This is a genomic window from Pseudomonas monteilii (genome assembly GCA_001534745.1).
Lineage (GTDB): Bacteria > Pseudomonadota > Gammaproteobacteria > Pseudomonadales > Pseudomonadaceae > Aquipseudomonas > Aquipseudomonas alabamensis.
The window spans coordinates 2,791,795-2,810,670 of sequence record CP013997.1; the positions used below are offsets into that span (position 1 = coordinate 2,791,795).

Below are 18,876 nucleotides of genomic sequence, written 5' to 3' on the forward strand. Positions count from 1 at the left end.
CGAGGGGAAGCCTGACATGTCTGCCAGGTCAGGCCTGAGGCACCTCGGCCGACGACGGCAACGGGTGATGGAAGACCCGCTCGCGCACCGGGCCCAGGGCCACTTCGCCGACCTCCTCGTACCCCTGCTGCAGACAGAAATCGAGGTAATGGGCATTGCCGGTCGCCAGCACGACACCGTGCGAATCGGTATCGTCGGCACACCAGGCATGGACCGCCTGCAACAACTGCTCGCCGTAGTGCCGACCCTGGAAGCGTGGGTCGATGCCCAGCCAAGGCAGCAGGTGCACCTGAGGGCTGGCCAGGCAGCCGTTGATCGCCCATTGGTAGTCCAGGTAACGCCGTGTACGTCGCAGCCCCACCCCTGACCACATCCACAAACGCCAGACCCAGCTATCGGTGACACCCAGCCGACGCAGGGGTGGTGTAATCAAGGCGACGCCTACCAGGTCGTCGCCGACCATCAACCCGAGGGCGGGCAATTGCAGGTAGTAATGCTGACGCACCCAGGCACGGATCACCGTGCGCAGACGGCGCTCGAAGCCGGGTCGGTCGGCGTCGAGCAGGTGGCCGACGGCCGGCTCCCGGCGATAGGCCTCGAACAGCAAGGCACGGGTTTCACGGCGATAGCCTCGGTCGAGCAGGCAGAGGCGCGCGGGTGGGGCAATGGTTTCGGGCATGGCGGGCTGGCCTCCTGGCAGCGGCATCGTGAGAGCCTTGGAGACTCGCGCAGGGCCAATCGTTCACCCCTGACTCGACCGAAACAGGGCCTGAGTCCATCGAGCCTGGCAGCACCCGTGACCCGGCGTCGCGCTGGTGAGCCACGCCAATGTCCGTTAGGATCGGCACCTTTTTCTCAGGATGGCCCAGCCCATGAAGATCATCTCGTTCAACATCAATGGCCTGCGCGCCCGCCCGCACCAGTTGGCCGCGCTGATCGAGAAACACCAGCCCGACGTCATCGGCCTGCAGGAAACCAAGGTCAGCGACGAGCAGTTCCCCTTCGCCGACATCGAAGCCCTGGGCTATCACGTGCATTTCCATGGGCAGAAGGGTCATTACGGCGTCGCCCTGCTCTCGCGCCAGGCGCCCCTGAGCCTGCACAAGGGCTTTGCCACCGACGAGGACGATGCACAGCGGCGCTTCATCTGGGGCACCTTCGCCGATGCCGATGGCCTGCCGATCACCATCATGAACGGCTACTTCCCCCAGGGCGAAAGCCGTGACCACCCCACCAAGTTTCCGGCCAAGCAGCGCTTCTACCATGACCTGCAGCAGCTGCTGGAAGGCCAGTTCACCCCTGACCAGCCGCTGGTGGTGATGGGCGACGTGAACATCTCGCCGCAGGACTGCGATATCGGCATCGGCCCGGACAATGCCCGGCGCTGGCTCAAGACCGGCAAGTGCAGCTTCCTGCCGGAGGAGCGCGAATGGATGCAGCGGCTCAAGGACTGGGGGTTGACCGACAGCTTCCGCCACCTGCACCCCGAGGTGAACGACTGCTTCAGCTGGTTCGACTACCGCAGCCGCGGCTTCGAGGACACCCCCAAGCGCGGCCTGCGCATCGACCTGATCCTGGCCTCCAACGGCCTGTTGCCACGGCTCAAGGGCGCAGGCGTGGACCTTGAATTGCGCGGCATGGACAAACCGTCGGATCATGCGCCGATCTGGCTGGAGCTGGCCTAAGCCTCATGCCCGAAATCCCTGCCCTGCGCACAGCGCGCCGTGCGGCGGAGTGTGTTTTAATGCTCCGCCCATCATTTTCGATACCTCTCATCTAAGGCGGCTATGGACACGGGGACACGACTCAAGCTGGTACGCGAACGCAGCAACCTGTCGCAACGCGAGTTGGCGCGCCGCAGCGGCCTGACCAACTCGACGATCTCGCAGATCGAGCAGAACCGGGTCAGCCCGTCGGTCAGCTCGCTGAAGAAACTGCTCGAAGGCATTCCCATGTCCCTGGCCGAGTTCTTCAGCTTCGACGAGCCTGCGCGCGAAGAGCGCTACGTGTTCCGCGCCGGCGAGCAGCCGGACCTGGGCCGCAACGGGCTGCGCATGCTGCTGGTCGGCGCCAGCGTCGAGAACCGCCAGATGCGTCTGTTGCGCGAGCTGTACGCCCCCGGGGCCGACTCGGGCGAGCCGATCGTGCACACCCAGGGTGAGGAGTGCGGGCTGGTCACACGCGGCACGGTGGAGCTGTGGGTCGATGGCCAGGTCAGCGTGCTGGGGTCGGGGGATGGTTATTACATCCCCACCACCTTGCCCCACAGCTTCAAGAACATCGGGCCTGACGAGGCCGAGATCATCAGCGCCAACACGCCGGCGAATTTCTGAGAAGGGCCCTCGTGCCTCAGAGGCGTCTGCTTGCTCGTGACAAGGTCTGGTTGCTCACTGCCTGCATCGCGGGCAAGCCCGCTCCCACACCCATAGCCATACCGCGGCGTTACAGGTTATCGCGGCGCCCACAAGCTCTTTGCGCAGCCATGACTACATCGATGGCTGCAGAGGTCTGGGTGGGAGCTGGCTTGCCAGCGATAGGGCCCTGCCAGGCGCCGCATGCGGTCGGGCATGTACCCAGTAGAAAAGACAGTTGCTCCCACCTGTTGATGCCACGGACTGACAAACGCGTGGAACCGAGACCTGTGGGAGCCGGCTTGCCGGCGATGAGGCCTGCGAAGGCACACCGCCTGACAGGCCTGCCACAAGGCCGGCTTTCATGTCGGGGCCGCCAGGCTCTCCTCCCAGAAGCGTTTCAACAGGGCGTGTGACGATGCCTCTACCTGATCCAGACTCCCTTCCCGCCCCCGCCTCGCCACCCCTGACCAGCCGCGAGGTCTGCCAATGGCTGCGCGATGCAGCCCTGGGCACCGCGCACCTGAACGTGCTGACGGCTCATCCAGGCCGCCTGAGCCTTGCCATCGACGATTGCACACTCGTGCTGCTCAGCGATGAACAACACCTGTCCTGCCTCCAGGCGCGTGACGCGCAAGGCCGTCAAGGCACAGCCGAGCAGTGGTCCCGCCTTGGCACCGACCCCATCGAGCTGCTCAGCACCTGGGAACGCGCACGGCTCGAACACTTGATCGGGTAGCCGTCGCGCGATAGTCACGTCGGCCCTGCCCTGTCTCCAACGAGCTGCCTTGAGTCCCTCACACGACTTCATGGACCTGCTGGCCTCCAGCTCATACCCGTCTACGCCCGCCAAACCGTTTCATATTTGAAACACGTCAACCAAGGACCTTCCCCCACCCTCGCCTGCTAAATTTGTCTAAAAAATAAACAACCTTTCAAAAAAGACGTTTTTTTGACGATAAAACCAGTTTGTAAGTTGGCGCCTGTTTATTGCGTCCAGAACCCCTCTCTATCAGCAGAAACCCCTATTTTCAGCCACTTACGACCGTTCATCGGATCGATGACCACGTTCCGTCAAATAAGTTTCACCGCCAAACCCCCGTTTCAGAAGGGTTTGATGGCAAAGAGCCTTAATCTGACCCGGTGTAATCCCCGCTTAACATGCCATTCATTTGACGCAAAGCCGACAAGCTGCGCTATAAAGAATTTCACACAGTCAGTTCGCCCTTTCCTTCAATCCTTCAATGCGAGGCACGCCGACATGGACGTGAGCGTATTTGGCACCGGCTACGTCGGTCTTGTACAAGCAGCCGCCCTGGCAGACGTCGGGCACCGAGTCCTGTGCGTGGACATCGACACGCACAAGATCAACCAGTTGAGCATGGGGGTACCGCCGATCAGCGAGCCCGGTCTGCCCGCCATGCTCGAGGACAACATCAAGCAGGGTCGCCTGCTGTTCAGCACCCAGGCCAGCGACGCGGTCGCCCATGCCGAGCTGATCTTCATCGCGGTCGGCACCCCGCCCGACGAAGATGGCTCGGCCGACCTGTCCCACGTGCTCGAGGTGACCCGCCAGATCGCCCAACTGATGGAGGCCGACCGTACGCTGATCTGCAAGTCCACCGTGCCGGTCGGCACCGCCGACAAGGTGCTGGCCCTGGCCCGCGACGAGTTGCAGGCGCTGGGCAAGGCGCACCTGCAGGTGCGCGTGGTCTCCAACCCGGAGTTTCTGAAGGAAGGCAGCGCCCTGGCCGACTGCATGCGCCCGGACCGGATCATCGTCGGCACCCCGGACGAGGTGGCACGCGCGCAGATGGCCGAGCTGTACGCGCCGTTCTGCCGCAATCACGAAAAGCTCATGTTCATGGACAACCGCAGCGCCGAGCTGACCAAGTACGCCGCCAACGCCATGCTCGCCACGCGCATCAGCTTCATGAACGAGCTGGCCAACCTGAGCGAGACCCTGGGCGCCGACATCGAGGCGGTCCGTCGCGGCATTGGCTCGGACCCGCGCATCGGCTATCACTTCATCTACCCCGGCTGCGGCTTCGGCGGCTCGTGCTTCCCCAAGGACATCAAGGCGCTGCTGCACACCGCCGAGCACAGCGGCATGCCCCTGCGCCTGCTGCAAAGCGTCAGCGACGTCAACGACCGTCAGCGGCACGTGCTGTTCACCAAGCTCAAGCAGCAGTTCGGCGGCCAGCTGGCAGGCAAGTCCATCGCACTGTGGGGCCTGGCGTTCAAGCCCAACACCGACGACATGCGCGAAGCGCCCAGCCGCTACCTGATGGAAGCGCTGTGGGCCGAGGGCGCCAGCGTGCGCGCCTACGACCCCGAGGCGATGGATGAATGCCGGCGCCTCTACGGCTACCGCGACGACCTGCACCTGTGCGCCACCCGTGACGACACCTTGCAGGACGCCGACGCCCTGGTGATCTGCACCGAGTGGAAGAACTTCAGGGTGGTCGACTTCGCCCTGCTGGCCACCAAGCTGCGGGCCAAGACCGTCATCGACGGCCGCAACCTGTACAACCCCGAGCACCTGGCCGCCCAAGGCCTGCACTATGCCGGGATCGGCCTGCGCCAGCTCGCCCCGCAAGGTGTCGCCTCGTGAAGGTCCTGGTCACCGGCGCGGCCGGTTTCATTGGCGCGCATACCACGCTGCGCCTGCTGCGCGATGGCCACGAGGTCATCGGCCTGGACAACTTCAACGACTACTACGACCCTGCGCTCAAGACCGCGCGGGTGCGCTGGATCGAAGCGCAGGTCGGCCCGTTCGCGCTGCACACGCTGGACCTGGCCGACCGTGATGGCGTGGCCCGGCTGTTCGCCGCCGAGCGTCCGGACGTGGTCGTGCACCTGGCGGCGCAAGCCGGGGTGCGCTACTCGCTGCAAAACCCCCAGGCCTACGTCGACAGCAACTTGTGCGGTTTTCTCAACGTGCTCGAAGGCTGCCGCCGCAACCCGGTGCAGCACCTGCTGTACGCCTCGTCCAGCTCGGTGTACGGCGCCAACCAGAACACACCCTACCGTGTGCAGGACGGCGTCGACCACCCGCTGTCGCTGTATGCCGCCACCAAAAAGGCCAACGAGGCCATGGCGCACAGCTACAGCCACCTGTTCGGCATCCCCTGCAGCGGCCTGCGCTTCTTCACCGTCTACGGCCCCTGGGGCCGTCCGGACATGTCGCCGATCCACTTCGCCCGCTCGATCAGCGAGGGTCGGCCGATCCAGCTGTTCAACCAGGGCCGTCACCAGCGCGACTTCACCTACATCGATGACATCGTCGAAAGCCTGGTGCGCCTGATCCCGCATCCGCCGGTGGCGCGCCCCGACTGGACCCCGGCCCAGCCGGATCCGGCCAGCAGCCAGGCACCGTGGCGGCTGTTCAACATCGGTGGGCAGCGCCCGGTGGAGCTGATCGACTACGTCGCCCTGCTCGAGCACCACCTGCAGCGCGATGCGGTGATCGAGCTGCTGCCCCTGCAGCCGGGCGATGTCCTGGCCACCTGGGCCGATGCCAGCGCCCTGGAGCAGGTGACCGGCTTCACCCCACGGGTTTCCCTGGACGAAGGGCTCGGGCGCTTCGTCGCCTGGTTTCAACAGTACTACGCGCCAGGGGTCGGCCAAGATCCGACGTTCGGCGAGCAGACCGACCATCGGAGGCTGGCATGACCGGACCGGCAAAAAGCATGACCCTGGAAAGGCTCACACATGACAAGCGCCTGGACCCGGCGCATCGCCAGCGCATCGACGCGGCGATCCACATGCAAGGGCGCGGCTGGCTGACCGGGCGGGCCGGTGGGCGTGCCTGGACCCTGTCGCGCACCAACCGCGTGCTGTCGTGCCTGGGCGCGCTGCTCCTGCTGCTGGCGATCTCGCCGCTGCTGCTGGTGGTGGCCGTGCTGGTCAAGCGCAGCAGCCCGGGGCCGGTGTTCTTCGTGCAGAAGCGCACCGGCTACCGGGGCCGCACCTTCGGCATGTTCAAGTTCCGCACCATGGTCGCCAACGCCGAGGCGTTGAAGGACTCGGTGCGCCACCTGAACAAGCATGGCGCCGACGCCATCGACTTCAAGATCGACAAGGACCCGCGCGTCACCCGCATCGGCGCCCTGCTGCGCCGTACCAGCCTCGACGAGCTGCCCAACCTGCTCAACGTGGTCGCCGGTGACATGCGCCTGGTCGGCCCTCGTCCGACCTCGTTCAACGCCTACCGCTACGAGGACGCCCACCTGGCCCGGCTGAGCATCTACCCCGGCATGACCGGCCTGTGGCAGATCTCCGGACGCAGCGACATCGACTTCGACCAGCGCGTGCAGCTGGACCTGAGCTACATCCACGAACAGAGCTTGATGCTGGACCTGAAGATCCTGCTCAAGACGCCTTTCAAAGTCTTCAGCGGCCACGGAGCAAGTTGAGATGGACGGTTCTATATCCCGGCGCCTGAGCATCGCCACCCCCAGCGAGACCAACCTGACCGCCACCGTGCTCGACCTGGAGCAGCGCACCTTGCTGCTGACCTCGGCCAACAGCGGCAGCGGCACCAGCACCAGCGCCCTGGCCTTCGCCAGCCAGTTGGCCTTGATGAGCGCCGGTACCGTGCTGCTGATCGACACCTGCGCCGGTGTCGGCAGCCTCAGCCAGCAACTGGGCCTGGGCAAGCTGCGCGGCTTCACCGACCTGCTGTTCGACCGCGACACGCCCCCCCTGGCCCAGGACTGCGTGGTGCGCCTGCCCGACCAGCCCTTCGACGTACTGCCCGGCGGTACCTGGCTGCGCGGGCGCGAGCGCCTGGACCCGGACCGTCTGCGCGTGCTGCTGCGCCAGTTCAGCAACCAGTACCGCTTCGTGGTGATCGACGGCGAGGCCATCTACGTCAACGCCGACAGCCTGGTGATCGGCACCATGGTCGACGGCGTGATCCTGGTGGTGTGCGCCGAGCAGACCCGCCTGGAAGTCGCCCAGGCCGCCAGCCTGCGCCTGACCCAGGCCGGTGCGCGGCTGATTGGCAGCGTCTTCAACCGACGCAAGTACTACATGCCCCAGTGGCTCTACAACAACCTCTGAGCCAGGCCCAGGAGACGACCATGAACTACCCGACCATCGCCCTGTGCGTGCTGGCCCTGAGCGGCTGCGCCGGTCAGCAGAGCCGCGAGATTCCGGTGCAGATCCTCACCGCCGCACCCGCCGAGGCGCAGGCCTCCGAGCTGGGCGGCCGCGAGCAGGTGCTGCGCCCGCAGGACGTGCTCGAAGTGATCTTCCACTTCCCCAACACCAGCACCGGCACCTACACCCTTCAGCCCGGCGACACGGTGGACCTGAACTTCCTGTCCGCCAGCGGCCTGAACGGCAGCCAGCTGGTGCAGCCCGACGGCAGCATCACCCTGCCCAGCACCAACTCCGCCGTGCGCGTCGCCGGCCTGACCGCCAGCCAGGCGGAAGCGGCGATCCAGCAGGAGTTTCGCAACAAGCGGGTGTTCCAGAACAACCGCGACCAGGTGACCCTGCGCGTGCTCACCCCCATGAGCAGCGACGCCAACCTCAAGAGCGCCCTGAGCCACCCCGGCAGCGGCATGAGCCGCGACATCATCGTCGGCACCGATGGCCGCGCGACCTTCCCGGAGATCGGCTCGGTGCCGCTGCAGGGCCTGACCCTGGACCAGCTGCGCGACCACCTCAACCAGCGCTACGCCAACCTGCCCGGCCGGATGACCGTCGACGTGCTGCTCAAGGCCACCGCCGCCAACGAGATCTACGTGCTCGGCGAAGTCGCCCAGCCAGGGTCGTTCCCGATCCGCCGCCCGGTCTCGGTGCTCGAGGCCCTGACCCTGGCCCGTGGCCCGACCCTCAAGGCCAAGCTCGGCTCGGTGGTGATCATGCGCCGTACCGGCAACCACGTGCAGGCCGTGCACTACGACGTCGACAAGGCCCTCGACGGCAGCGGCGCGCAGATCGCCTACCTGCAACCGGAAGACATGCTCTACGTGCCCAAGACCGCCCTGGCCAGCGCCGGCGAGCTGAGCCGCCAACTGGCCGACGTGGTGCTGTTCCAAGGCGTCAACTTCGGCTTCAGCTATCGCGCTGACAACAAGAACAGCATCGGCAATTGACCAGGGACATGTTCATGATTACCCAACCCAAAGAGAACTACGTACACGAGTTCTTCAGGATCTTCTTCGCCAACCAGCAGTTGGTGAAGCGTATTTTCCTGGTCTTCGCCGTGTTCGCCCTGATCCTGCCGTTCGTGCTCAGCGCGCGCTACGACATTCCCGCACAGGTCATCGTGCAGTCCAAGAAGCTCTCGCAGAGCGACACCAGCTCGGCCCTGGGGCAGCAGGCCGACACCTTCATCCCGCCGAGCCTGGCGGACATGGAAACCGAGAGCAACATCCTGCGCTCGCCGGCACTGATCCGCGAGACCATCAGCCAGCTGCGCACCGAGGGCTACTACCAGCCTGAGCCGAGCTGGGTGCGCGACCACCTGCTGACCCCCGTGCGCGAGCACGTGATCGCACCGGTGCAGGCCCTGTTCGCCGATGAAGAGGCAGTGCCACGCGACAGCGAACTCGACGGCCTGACCGACGAGGCGCTGAGCAAGCTCGACATCGCGGCGCTGCCCGGCTCGAACGTGATCTCGCTGAACTACTCGGCCAAGGATGCGCACCTGGGCACGGTGTTCCTCGGCCGCCTGCTGGAGAACTTCCTGAAGAACCGTCAGGACCTGCAATCCAACGAGCTGCCGGAAGCCTTCTACCAGCAGAAGAAGCTGCACTACCAGACCCGCCTGGGCGAGCTGGAAACCCAGCGCCTGAACCTGCTCGAGGCGATCAGCTCGTCCGACCCGCGGGAAGAGATGACCTTCCGCCTCAACGCCATCAACACCGAGGAGCAGGCACTCAACGCGGCCCGCGACCGTCTGCTGCAGAACCAGCAGTGGCTGGACTACCTCAAGGCCAGCCGCGCCGCGGCCAACTCGGCCAAGCTCGCCGACTACAGCTTCCCGTACACCTTCGTCACCACCGTCGACAACCTGGCGCTGGAAGACCGCGAGATCAAGCAGCTCGGCGAACAGCTGACCAACCAGATGACGCGCTACAGCAGCGACCTGGCCATCTTCCAGGCCGGCTCCGACCCGATGCTGTTGCAACGCGAGCAGCTCAACGCCACCCGTAGCCAGCTGCTCAAGGTGGTCGACAACCGCATCCGCGAGCGCACCCAGGACCTGGCGGTGACCCAGCAGGTGATCGACCAGAAGTCCGCGCGCATCGCTGAGTACACCGCCCGCATCCATCAGCTGCGCGAGACCCAGAGCCAGACCCGCCAGCTCGACACCGAGATCGAGGCCCTGCACCGCGCCTTCTCGACCTACGCCCAGCGCTACGAAGAAAGCCGTGGCCAGGGCCTGCTCGACGGCAGCCAGTCCAACGCCCGTATCCTCAGCGCGCCATACGAGCCGACCAGCGCGGCCTTTCCCAAGCCGGGCCTGATCATCCCGTTCGGCCTGCTCACTGGCCTGCTGCTGGCCATCGCCGTGGTCTACGTCAAGGAGTTCTTCGACCATCGCTTCAAGCACCCTGCACAGATCGGCCAGCAACTGGGCCTGCCGGTGCTGCTGGTGATCAACGAACACACCCCGGTCCTGGCCAACCCGCACCGTCGCTGGAGCCTGCCGCGCCTGATGCACTGGGTGCGGCATTGAACGCCGCCGCGCCCACTGCGCCACGCACCGTCCTGCACCTGCTCAACAGCGGCGGCTTCTACGGCGCCGAACGCATGCTGCTCGACCACTGCCAGGCCACGCCAGGACGGCATCGGGTGCTGTTCCTTGGCGCGCCGCCGGCCCTGCTGACGCGCTTTCGCCAGGCCGGCATCGAGTGCCAGAGCTGTGCGAGTCTGCTCGCGCTGCTGCGGTTGCTGGCGCGCGAACGCCGCCAGCGCCCGCTGCTCAACAGCCACAATTTCAAGGGGCTGCTGCTGGGCTGGGTCGGCGCCACGCTGTGGCGCCTGCCGATGGTGGTCACCCAGCACGGCTTTACCCCGCGCAGCCGCAAGCAGCGTTTCTACACCTGGCTGAGCCTGCAACTGTGCCGGACCCCGACCGTCGACCAGGTGGTGTGCGTGGCCGACAGCATCGAGCGCCTGCACCAGCAGGCGGGCGTGGCGGCCGGCAAAGTGCGGGTGATCCGCAACGGCCTGCCCGAGCTGCAGGGCGCCACCCCGCGCAGCAACGGCCATGCCCACTGGCTGGCCGGCTTCGTCGGGCGCCTGAGCAGTGAAAAAGGCCCGGACCTGTTTCTCGACACCTTGATCCCGCTGTGTCAGCGCGAGCCGCGCGTGCGGGCGGTGATGCTCGGTGACGGCCCGGAACGGGCGGCCCTGCAGGCACGCATCGATGCCGCCGGGCTGACCGAACGCATCAGCTTGCCGGGGTTCCAGACCGACATGCGGCGCTGGATGGCACGCCTCGATGCGCTGGTGATCAGCTCGCGCACCGAAGGCACACCGATGATCCTGCTCGAAGCCATGCAGGACGGTGTGCCGGTGGTGGCGTTCTCGGTGGGTGGCGTGCCTGACGTGATTCGCCACGGGCACAGCGGGCTGCTGGCCACGCCACTGGACACCCATGAACTGGGCCAGCAGTTGCAGGCCCTGCTGGACGACCCGGCCCAGGCCGAAGAACTGGTGGCCCGCGCCCGTCAGACCCAGCGCGAGCACTTCCATTTGCCGACCCTGGCGCGCCAATGGGCGCAGGTGTACCGGCTGGCTGCACGGGAGGCCCTGGCATGATCATCCCTCTGTCGCTGGTCGGCCTGGTGGCCCTGGTCAGCCTCGGCCTGCTGGCCAGCCCGTATCCGGCCCTGGCGCCAGGCGCGGTCCTGGGCCTGGCAGGCACCCTGGTGCTGTACCGCAAGCCGGCCTGGGGGCTGCTGGCGATTGCCGCGCTGGTCCCGCTGGAAGGCATCCTCAAGGACAAGCTGCTGTCCGGGGCCAAGCTGGTCGGCGTGGGCATGATCCTGATCCTCACCCTGCAACTGGCCGTGCGCCAACTGCCCGCCAGCCGTCTGGCCAGCAACCAGTGGCGGCTGCTGCTGCCGTTCCTGGCGCTGTACCTGCTGAGCCTGTGGACCAGCGACCTGCTGCCGATGTCGCTGGCGCATCTGCGCGAAATCAGCGTGGGCCTGATCGTCTTCGGCATCACCTTGCTGGTGGCCCGCGAACTGAGCCTGCCGATGCTGGCCCGGCTGGTCACCGTCACGGTGTGCATCAGCTGCCTGTTCGCCCTGTTCATGACCAAGTACCAGCAAGGCGGTCGGGCCTCGGCGTCGCTCGACCCGAACAACTTCGCGCTGCTGATCACCTTCGCCATGCCGTTGGCGCTGTGGCTGGCGATCAAGACCCGCTGGCTGCCGCTGCGGCTGTTCTGGATCGGTTGCTGCGTTCTGTTGCTGGCGGGCATCACCAAAACCGAATCGCGCTCGGGGCTGGTGGTGATGCTGGCGAGCCTGGGCATCCTGCTGGTGCACTACCGGGAACAGGTGGCACGCATCCGGCCGCGGCACCTGGGTTTCGCCATGCTCGGCCTGGCCGTGCTGATCCCGGCCGGCGCGGCGCTGATGCCCGAGGGCTACGCCGCACGGATCCAGTCGCTGATGCTGCTCAAGGGGGGCGTCAACGCCCACAAGGACGAATCCCTCGGGCGCCGTGCCTCGTACCTCTTGGTCGGCCGTTCGATGATCGCCCACAGCCCGGTGCTGGGCACCGGGCCCGGCACCTTCCCGCTGCACTATGCCCGCAGCGGCTATGCCGTGGCCTTCGCCCCGAGCAACAAGGCCGCCGAGCTGTACCGCGCCGCGCACAACACGTACCTGCAGGTGACCAGCGAAACCGGCGTGCCGGCCGGCCTGCTGTTCGTCGGCATGGTGCTGCTGGCCATCCGCAACTTCTGGCACGCACGTCGCCTGTGGCTGGCACGGGGTGATCGAGAGAACGCCGACCTGATGACGCACCTGACCATGAGCATGATGGCCATGGGCATCTTCCTGATGTTCCTGACCGCCTACAACCACAAGTACCTGTGGCTGATGCTGGCGCTGTCCGGCGTGCTGGTGCGCCAGGCCGCCGAACCCCGTCAACAGGAGGTCGCACTGTGCAACTGATCAGCCTCGTAATCCCGATGTTCAACGAAGCGCGGCACATCGTGCGCACCCTTCAAGCGGCCCGTCATGCGGCCACGGTGGCCGGGCTGCGCTGCGAGCTGGTGGTGGTGGACAACGGCTCCAGCGACGAGGGCCCGCGCCTGGCGCGCCAGCACGGTGCACGGGTGCTCAGCGTCCCCGGCCTGCCGATCGGCGCCCTGCGCAACCGTGGCGCCCAGGCCAGCCGGGGTGACTGGCTGGCGTTTCTCGATGCCGACATCGAAGTGCCAGGTGACTGGCTGCAGCGCCTGCTGGACCTGCACCAGCGCGGCGAAGGCGACGTGTTCGCCCTGGACTGCGACACGCCGCGCCAGGCGCCCTGGTTCGCCTATGCCTGGCAGCGCCGCACCCTGCGTGCCGGCGCGGCGGTGCAGGACAGCCAGTGGCTGCCGACACCGAACCTGCTGATGCGCCGCACCTGGTTCGAGGCGGTCGGCGGCTTCGACGAGCGCCTGCGTACCGGCGAGGACAAGGACTTCACCCTGCGCCTGCACGCAGCCGGCGCACGCCTGCGCGCCGTGCGGGCGCCGGTGGTGCTGCACTGGGGCTTCGAAGGCAGCTGGTCGGAATGGATCGGCAAGGAGCTGTGGCGCCAGGGCAGTCACCTGGACCTGCTGCGCAGCCACGGGGCCAGCCTGCGCCTGCTGCGCTTTCCCCTGCTGTCGATGGGCATCTGGCTGCTCGATGCCTTGGTCCTGGCGCTGCTGTCGGCCGGTCATGCCGGTCTGGCGCTGATGCTGCTCGCGTTCGGCGCCCTGCCCGCACTGGTGCTGAGCCTGCGCCAGAGCCTCAAGCACCGTGCCCCCGTGTTCGTGCTGCAGCTGTGGGGGCTGCATTGGATTCGTCTGCACCTGGCGGGCGCGGCCTTCGTGCTCAGCCTGTTCAATCGCACCGCAAGGAGGCCCGCTCGTGGCTGAACTCGTATTCTGGATGTGCCTGCTGCTCCCCGTGTATGCCTGGATCGGCTACCCCGTGCTGCTGACCCTGGCCGCGCCGTTCTTCTCGCGTCGCCGCCTGAGCCCGCTCGCGCCGCAACGGGTCAGCGTGGTGATCGCCGCGCACAATGAAGCGCGCCACATCGTCGACAAGCTGCGCAGTGTGCTGCGCCAGGACTACCAGGCCGCCGACCTGCAGGTGGTGGTGGTCAGCGACGGCTCGACCGATGCCACCGTGCAGCTGGCACGCAGCCTGGGCGACCCGCGGGTGGAAGTGCTCGACCTGCCGCGCCTGGGCAAGGCCGGTGTGCTCAATGCCGGGGTCGAAGTCAGCCGCGGCGAGCTGCTGGTCTTTACCGACGCCGACAACCAATGGGCCGACGACACCCTGGGCCTGCTGCTGGCACCGTTCGCCGACCCTGAAGTCGGCGCCAGCGCCGGGCACATGATCATCCCGGTGGTCGGCAAGGGCCTGAGCCTGGGTGACAGCCTCTACCGGCACTACGAAGCCTGGGTGCGCAAGGTGGAGAACCGCACCGGCTGCATGGTCTCGGCCGACGGCGCCTTGCTGGCGCTGCGCCGCACGCTGTACCAGGCGGTGCCCAAGCAAGTCAACGACGACTTCTTCATCAGCACCTGCGCGCCGGCTGCCGGCAAGCGCATCGTCTACGTGCCCGAAGCCATCGTGCTCGACCAGGGGGTGGACGAGGCAGACAAGCAGTTCCGCCGCCGCCAGCGGGTCACCGTCGGGGGTCTGTTGAGCCTGGCAGCGCGGCGCGAGCTGCTCAACCCGGTACGCCATGGCCTGTACGCCATCGCCCTGATCAGCCACAAGCTGATCCGCCGCCTGGCCCCGGTGCTGTTGCTGCCGCTGCTGCTGGCCAACCTCTGGCTGGCGCTGGAGCCTGGCCTGTTCCGCTGGATGCTGGCGGCCCAGCTGATCGGTTACGGCGTGGCGGTCCTTGGTCTGCTCGACGTACGTCGGCGCCTGCCCAAACCCTTTCGACTGGCGGCGTTCCTGCTGGTGACCCTGGCGGGCATGAGCGTGGGCCTGTGGCAGTTCCTGCGCGGGCACAGCTACAGCCAGTGGAACCCGAACCAGAACCGTTGAGGCCAGGACATGCCGCTCAAGACGTTGCTCAAACAGGCCAGCGGATGGTTGTATTTCCATTCTCCGTCCGGCCGCAAGACACTGCAGCACAATGGCGTGATCCTCATGCTGCACCGGGTGCTGCCCGACGATGCCAGTGCCGCCCTGCCGCACCGCAACGAGCTGTGCATCGGCCAGGCCACCTTCGATGGGCTGCTCGGCTGGCTGTCGCGCCACTTCGACTGCGTCAGCCTGATGGACCTGCTGCAAGGGCATGGCCAGGCCGACCGCCCGGCCCGTCCGCGGGTGGCGCTGACCTTCGACGACGGCTGGCGCGACAACGCCTCCAATGCCTTCCCGCTGCTGGTCAAGCACCAAGTGCCGGCGAGCATCTTCCTGTCCACCGACTACATCGGCAGCCGCCAGCGGTTCTGGTGGGAAAGCGTTGGCGAGACGCTGTGGGGCAGCCACGGCGAAGCGCCGCGCTATCGGTTGATCGAACAGCTGCGTCAGCTCGGCCGGCCCTTGCCGGTGAACTACTTTCTGTACGCCCAGCCGGCCGCACGCAGCCTGTTGCTCGCGCGCTACCTGCAAAGCCTCAAGACCCTCAGCCCGCAGGCCTTGCACCTGCTGACCGACGTCTGCCCGCCCGAGTCCCTGCCCCAGGCCATGGACTGGGAGCAGGTGCGGGAAATGGAGGATTCCGGGTTGGTGCGCTTCGGCCCCCACGGCGCCAGCCATGCCCTGCTGCCGCTGCTCGACGACGCTGCGCTGGACGAGGAGCTGCGCCGCAGTCACGACGCCCTGCGCGCCGGCTGCCAGGCCCCGCTGCCGGTGTATTGCTACCCCAATGGCGACCATGACGCGCGGGTCCGCGCCCATGTCGCCGGACACGCCTACCCCTGGGCCTTGAGCACGCGCATCGGCGTCTGCCAGGCCCATGACGACCCGCTGGCGCTGCCACGCATCGGGGTCAGTCAGCACAATGCCAGTCGTCCAGCGTTGCTGGCCTGGCGCATCAGTCGAGGGAACCGGCCATGAGCGGTAACAGTTATGTGCGTCATCTGGTGCTGAGCGTCGGCACCAAGCTGGCGATGATCGCGCTGCGTCTATTGCGCAACATTCTTCTGGCCCGGATCCTCGGCCCGAGCGAGCGCGGCCTGTTCGCCCTGCTCAGCTCGCTGCCGGAAATGATCAGCGCCATCACCAGCGGCGGGCTCAACAGCGCCGTCAGCTACCAGGCGGCCAAACAGCGCTCGATGGGCCTGCTGCTGACCCAGGTGCTGGTCTACGGGTGCCTGCTGGCCCTGTTGCTCACGCTGTTCTGCGTGGCCCTGGTGCGCGAGTTCGCCACCGACCTGGAAGTCACCCTGCAACTGGGCCTGCTGGCCTGGCTGCTGCTGATCGCTGTGCCGATGACCGTGCTCAAGAGCGGCCTGCTCAACCTGCACAACGCCAGCGGCAACGTCGATGCCTTCAACGCCTTGCGCCTGACCGAATCGCTGGCCCCGCTGCTGCTGTTTTTGGCGATGTTCTGGATGTGGGGCGGCCAGGCCCTGGAAGCGGCGCTGATCAGTTGGCTGATGGGCCTGGCGGTGGTGCTGGCCCTGGGGCTGTGGTGGTTGTCCCGGTCGCACTCGCTGCGCCTGTGCTGGGACCGCGCCGGCCAGCGCGAACTGCTGACCTACAGCGCCCGCAGCCACCCGGACGTGATCTTCCAGCAGATCATCCTGCGCTCGGACTACCTGTTCATCGGCGCCCTGATCGGCAGCACCGCCGTGGGTCACTACGCCATGGCCAGCGCCGCCGCCGAGCTGTTGCTGATCGTGCCCGAGGCGGTCACCACGCCGCTGATGAAGCGCCTGCTGCAACAGGACGAGAGCATGCGCAAGCTGACGCCGATCGCCCTGCGCCTGACCGGTACGGTGATGCTCGGGGCCTGCCTGAGCATGGCGCTGATCGGCAAGTGGCTGATCGTCACGCTGTTCGGTGCCGAGTTCGAACCGGCCTACCCGGCCCTGCTGGCGCTGCTGCCGGGCATGTTCGCCATGTGCTACACGAGCATCCTGCGCCTGGACCTGCTGGGCAAGGACAAGCCCGGCACGGTGTCGCTGATCATGGGCACGGCGGCAGTGCTCAACCTGCTGCTCAACGTCATCCTGATCCCGGCCTACGGCATCCTCGGCGCGGCCATCGCCACCTCGGCGTGCTACCTGCTGGTGACCGGCTGGATGCTGCTGGTCTACTGCCGCCTGGGCAAGGTGCCGGTGTGGCAGACCCTGATCGTGCTGCCGAGCGACTACGCGCCGCTGCGGCAGATGCTGCAAGGACGCCCGGCATGAGGACGTGGCTGCTGGCCTGCCTGCTGGCCCTGCCGGTCAGTGCCCAGGCGCTGACCTGGGACGGGGTGCGCGACGCCAGCCTGTACCTGACGCCAAGCCGCGCCGATACCCTGCGCATCGCCTGGCGCCCGGCCTGGCAGGCCCGTGCCAACGCCGAGCAGCTGTACCTGCTCGACGGCCGCGGTCGGCTGGTGGCCCAGCAGGACATCGCCGCCGACCAGCCACGTGGCGAGCTGAGCTGGCCGATCACCCCCGGCCAGGGACCTTACCGCCTGGAGGTGCCTGGCTACAGTTTCCGCCGCTACCAGATCAGCCATGACGACAGCACCGTGGCGCAGCTGGCGCCGGCCAAGGTGCACTTCAGCCTGGACACCCGCAGCGCACCGGTCTGGTACACCCAGGTCGCCGCCGGCCAGCAGGCCGTGCTGGGCGGCAAGTACCACGGCGGTGCCCGGGCCATTCTGGCCGAGCGCTTGAGCGACGGACGCAGCCTGCGCCTGTGGCTCAACACCTACTCGCGCTACTGGCAGTTCGACCAGGTGCCCCTGCCGACCAGCACGCGTGACGAAACCTGGCGCCTGACGGTGATCGGCCAGGGCAAGACGGCGTTCTGGCTCGACGGCAGCGACAACCTGTTCGCCCAGACCCCTGAAGCCGCGGCGACCCGCGCCCAGCCGCCCGCGCCTGCCGACGGCGAGGTGAACCTGACCTGGCGCGGCACCGTGCTGGGCCATACGCCGGACCTGGGCGTCGCCCTGCCCTATGAACCCTTGCCGCCGGTGGCGCATGCGGCGATCGACGCCCTGGCGCCGACCGCGGGCGGCTTCTACAGCCTGGTCGACATCATGGCCGAGCGGCCCCACTACGAGGACCGCTGGCGCGACCTCTACCTCAAACGCTTCGGCATCCGGCACGACATCACCCTGCTCGCTGCCCGTGGCCGGGTGGCCGAGCTGTCGGCCGATCGCACCACCCTGGCCGGCCTGGACGCCTGGCTGGCCGCCACCCGTGCGCGCGGCGGCGGTGGCCTGCACTACCTGGCCTTCGCCGACGAGCCGAACCTCAACTACCGCAGCTTCGAAGCCTTCGAGGCGTATTTCCAGACCCTGGCCGAGCGCGTGCAGCAGAGCCCGGGTGCGCGCGACGCCGGGGTGCGCATCGCCATGCCCGCCTCCTCGCGGCTGCTGGACGGCCCCTTCGTCGAGCAGGCGCGGACACGTCGCGGCATCGACTGGGCACGTCGGCTGCTGGCGGCCCACGAGGCCCGCATCGACGCGCTGGCCTGGCACGAATGGATGGTGCGCGACCTGCTGGCCACACGGCGCTACCGGGACAGCGTCCAGCAGGCCGCCGACCTGGTCGGGCGGGACGCCCAGGGGCGTCCGCGCAAGGCGCTGCTGCTCGACCAGACCAACATCTCCAGTGGTGCGAGCCTCAGCCCGTACGACCAGAACACCCAGTACGCGGCGCTCTGGTGGACCTCGGTGGTGATCAACGCCTCGGCCGACGGCCTGCTGGACATGCTCAACTGGTTTCACCTGGCCGACGAACCTGGCTGGCCGAAGGGCATGCTGGCCGTCCGCTCGCCTGCGGGGGTCAGCCTCAAGCCCGTGGGCCAGGTCCAGCAGTTCATCGCCCGTCACTGGCTCGACCAGGTGATGGCGCTGGACAACGATGCCTTCGAAGTCGACGCCCTGGCCATGGCCCGCGACCAGCAGCGCACGGTGCTGGGCGTGAACAAGGCCGAACGTTTGCAGCGGATCAGCCTGGCGGCGCTGGGGTGCCCCGCCGCACGCCTGGCGCTGTTCGGCGCCGATGCCCAGGTGCGCGAGGCCACGCCGCGCTGCGAGCACGATCGACTGCGTTTCGAGTTGCCTGCGCAGACCGTGTTCGCGCTGTCCTGGAGCGCACCATGACGTTCAATACCGGCGCGCTGCCGGCCTGTGTCCTGGGGGCTTGGCG

Annotated in this window: 17 protein-coding genes; 15 read left to right on the plus strand and 2 right to left on the minus strand. The window is 67.2% G+C overall.

What is annotated here, in order from left to right:
- Positions 1-28 precede the first annotated feature (28 nt).
- Positions 29-679 carry a GNAT family acetyltransferase gene (locus tag APT63_12040; GenBank protein AMA46294.1) on the minus strand — a complete coding sequence of 217 codons (651 nt, stop codon included), beginning with the start codon at positions 677-679 and terminating at the stop codon, positions 29-31.
- A 193-nt stretch (positions 680-872) separates the two neighbouring features.
- On the opposite strand from APT63_12040, the gene APT63_12045 reads away from it, so the two are divergent.
- Positions 873-1,685 carry an exonuclease III gene (locus tag APT63_12045; protein AMA46295.1) on the plus strand — a complete coding sequence of 271 codons (813 nt, stop codon included), beginning with the start codon at positions 873-875 and terminating at the stop codon, positions 1,683-1,685.
- Between the two features lie 102 nt (positions 1,686-1,787).
- Entirely contained in the window at positions 1,788-2,333 is a 546-nt protein-coding gene (locus APT63_12050; protein ID AMA46296.1) for an XRE family transcriptional regulator, read from the plus strand.
- A 442-nt stretch (positions 2,334-2,775) separates the two neighbouring features.
- Here the strand turns inward: APT63_12050 and APT63_12055 are convergent, their stop codons facing one another.
- The gene (locus tag APT63_12055) at positions 2,776-3,204 is read right to left on the minus strand and encodes a hypothetical protein (GenBank protein AMA46297.1); all 429 of its coding nucleotides are present in this window, start codon (positions 3,202-3,204) and stop codon (positions 2,776-2,778) included.
- Positions 3,205-3,612: 408 nt separating this feature from the next.
- Here APT63_12055 and APT63_12060 point away from each other — a divergent pair, with 408 nt between their 5' ends.
- From APT63_12060 to APT63_12120, 13 genes are read left to right on the plus strand one after another with little or no spacing between them, the layout of a single operon-like run.
- Positions 3,613-4,965 (plus strand): UDP-glucose 6-dehydrogenase, encoded by a 1,353-nt coding sequence (locus APT63_12060; protein AMA46298.1) that lies wholly within the window; start codon positions 3,613-3,615, stop codon positions 4,963-4,965.
- Positions 4,962-6,026 (plus strand): UDP-glucuronate 5-epimerase, encoded by a 1,065-nt coding sequence (locus APT63_12065; GenBank protein ID AMA46299.1) that lies wholly within the window; start codon positions 4,962-4,964, stop codon positions 6,024-6,026. The genes APT63_12060 and APT63_12065 overlap by 4 nt, the downstream gene beginning before the upstream one ends.
- Positions 6,023-6,769 (plus strand): sugar transferase, encoded by a 747-nt coding sequence (locus APT63_12070; protein AMA46300.1) that lies wholly within the window; start codon positions 6,023-6,025, stop codon positions 6,767-6,769. Before APT63_12065 ends, APT63_12070 begins: the two co-directional genes overlap by 4 nt.
- A 1-nt stretch (position 6,770) precedes the next feature.
- Positions 6,771-7,418 carry a cobalamin biosynthesis protein CobQ gene (locus APT63_12075; protein AMA46301.1) on the plus strand — a complete coding sequence of 216 codons (648 nt, stop codon included), beginning with the start codon at positions 6,771-6,773 and terminating at the stop codon, positions 7,416-7,418.
- Between the two features lie 20 nt (positions 7,419-7,438).
- On the plus strand, positions 7,439-8,461 hold the full coding sequence (locus APT63_12080) for a polysaccharide biosynthesis protein (GenBank protein AMA46302.1): 1,023 nt from the start codon (positions 7,439-7,441) through the stop codon (positions 8,459-8,461).
- Between the two features lie 14 nt (positions 8,462-8,475).
- The gene (locus APT63_12085) at positions 8,476-10,050 is read left to right on the plus strand and encodes a lipopolysaccharide biosynthesis protein (GenBank protein ID AMA47876.1); all 1,575 of its coding nucleotides are present in this window, start codon (positions 8,476-8,478) and stop codon (positions 10,048-10,050) included.
- Complete coding sequence (locus APT63_12090; protein ID AMA46303.1) at positions 10,047-11,138, plus strand: glycosyl transferase family 1; 1,092 nt, start codon at positions 10,047-10,049, stop codon at positions 11,136-11,138. Before APT63_12085 ends, APT63_12090 begins: the two co-directional genes overlap by 4 nt.
- Entirely contained in the window at positions 11,135-12,508 is a 1,374-nt protein-coding gene (locus APT63_12095; protein ID AMA46304.1) for a polymerase, read from the plus strand. Before APT63_12090 ends, APT63_12095 begins: the two co-directional genes overlap by 4 nt.
- Positions 12,509-12,525: 17 nt before the next feature.
- The gene (locus APT63_12100; protein AMA47877.1) at positions 12,526-13,464 is read left to right on the plus strand and encodes a glycosyl transferase family 2; all 939 of its coding nucleotides are present in this window, start codon (positions 12,526-12,528) and stop codon (positions 13,462-13,464) included.
- Positions 13,457-14,593, plus strand: coding sequence for a glycosyl transferase family 2 (locus APT63_12105; GenBank protein ID AMA46305.1), 1,137 nt, complete (start codon positions 13,457-13,459; stop codon positions 14,591-14,593). Before APT63_12100 ends, APT63_12105 begins: the two co-directional genes overlap by 8 nt.
- Positions 14,594-14,602: 9 nt before the next feature.
- Positions 14,603-15,613, plus strand: a complete 1,011-nt coding sequence (locus APT63_12110) for a polysaccharide deacetylase (GenBank protein ID AMA46306.1) — start codon at positions 14,603-14,605, stop codon at positions 15,611-15,613.
- The gene (locus APT63_12115) at positions 15,610-16,914 is read left to right on the plus strand and encodes a polysaccharide biosynthesis protein (protein AMA46307.1); all 1,305 of its coding nucleotides are present in this window, start codon (positions 15,610-15,612) and stop codon (positions 16,912-16,914) included. The genes APT63_12110 and APT63_12115 overlap by 4 nt, the downstream gene beginning before the upstream one ends.
- On the plus strand, positions 16,911-18,830 hold the full coding sequence (locus tag APT63_12120; GenBank protein AMA46308.1) for a hypothetical protein: 1,920 nt from the start codon (positions 16,911-16,913) through the stop codon (positions 18,828-18,830). Before APT63_12115 ends, APT63_12120 begins: the two co-directional genes overlap by 4 nt.
- Positions 18,831-18,876 lie beyond the last annotated feature (46 nt).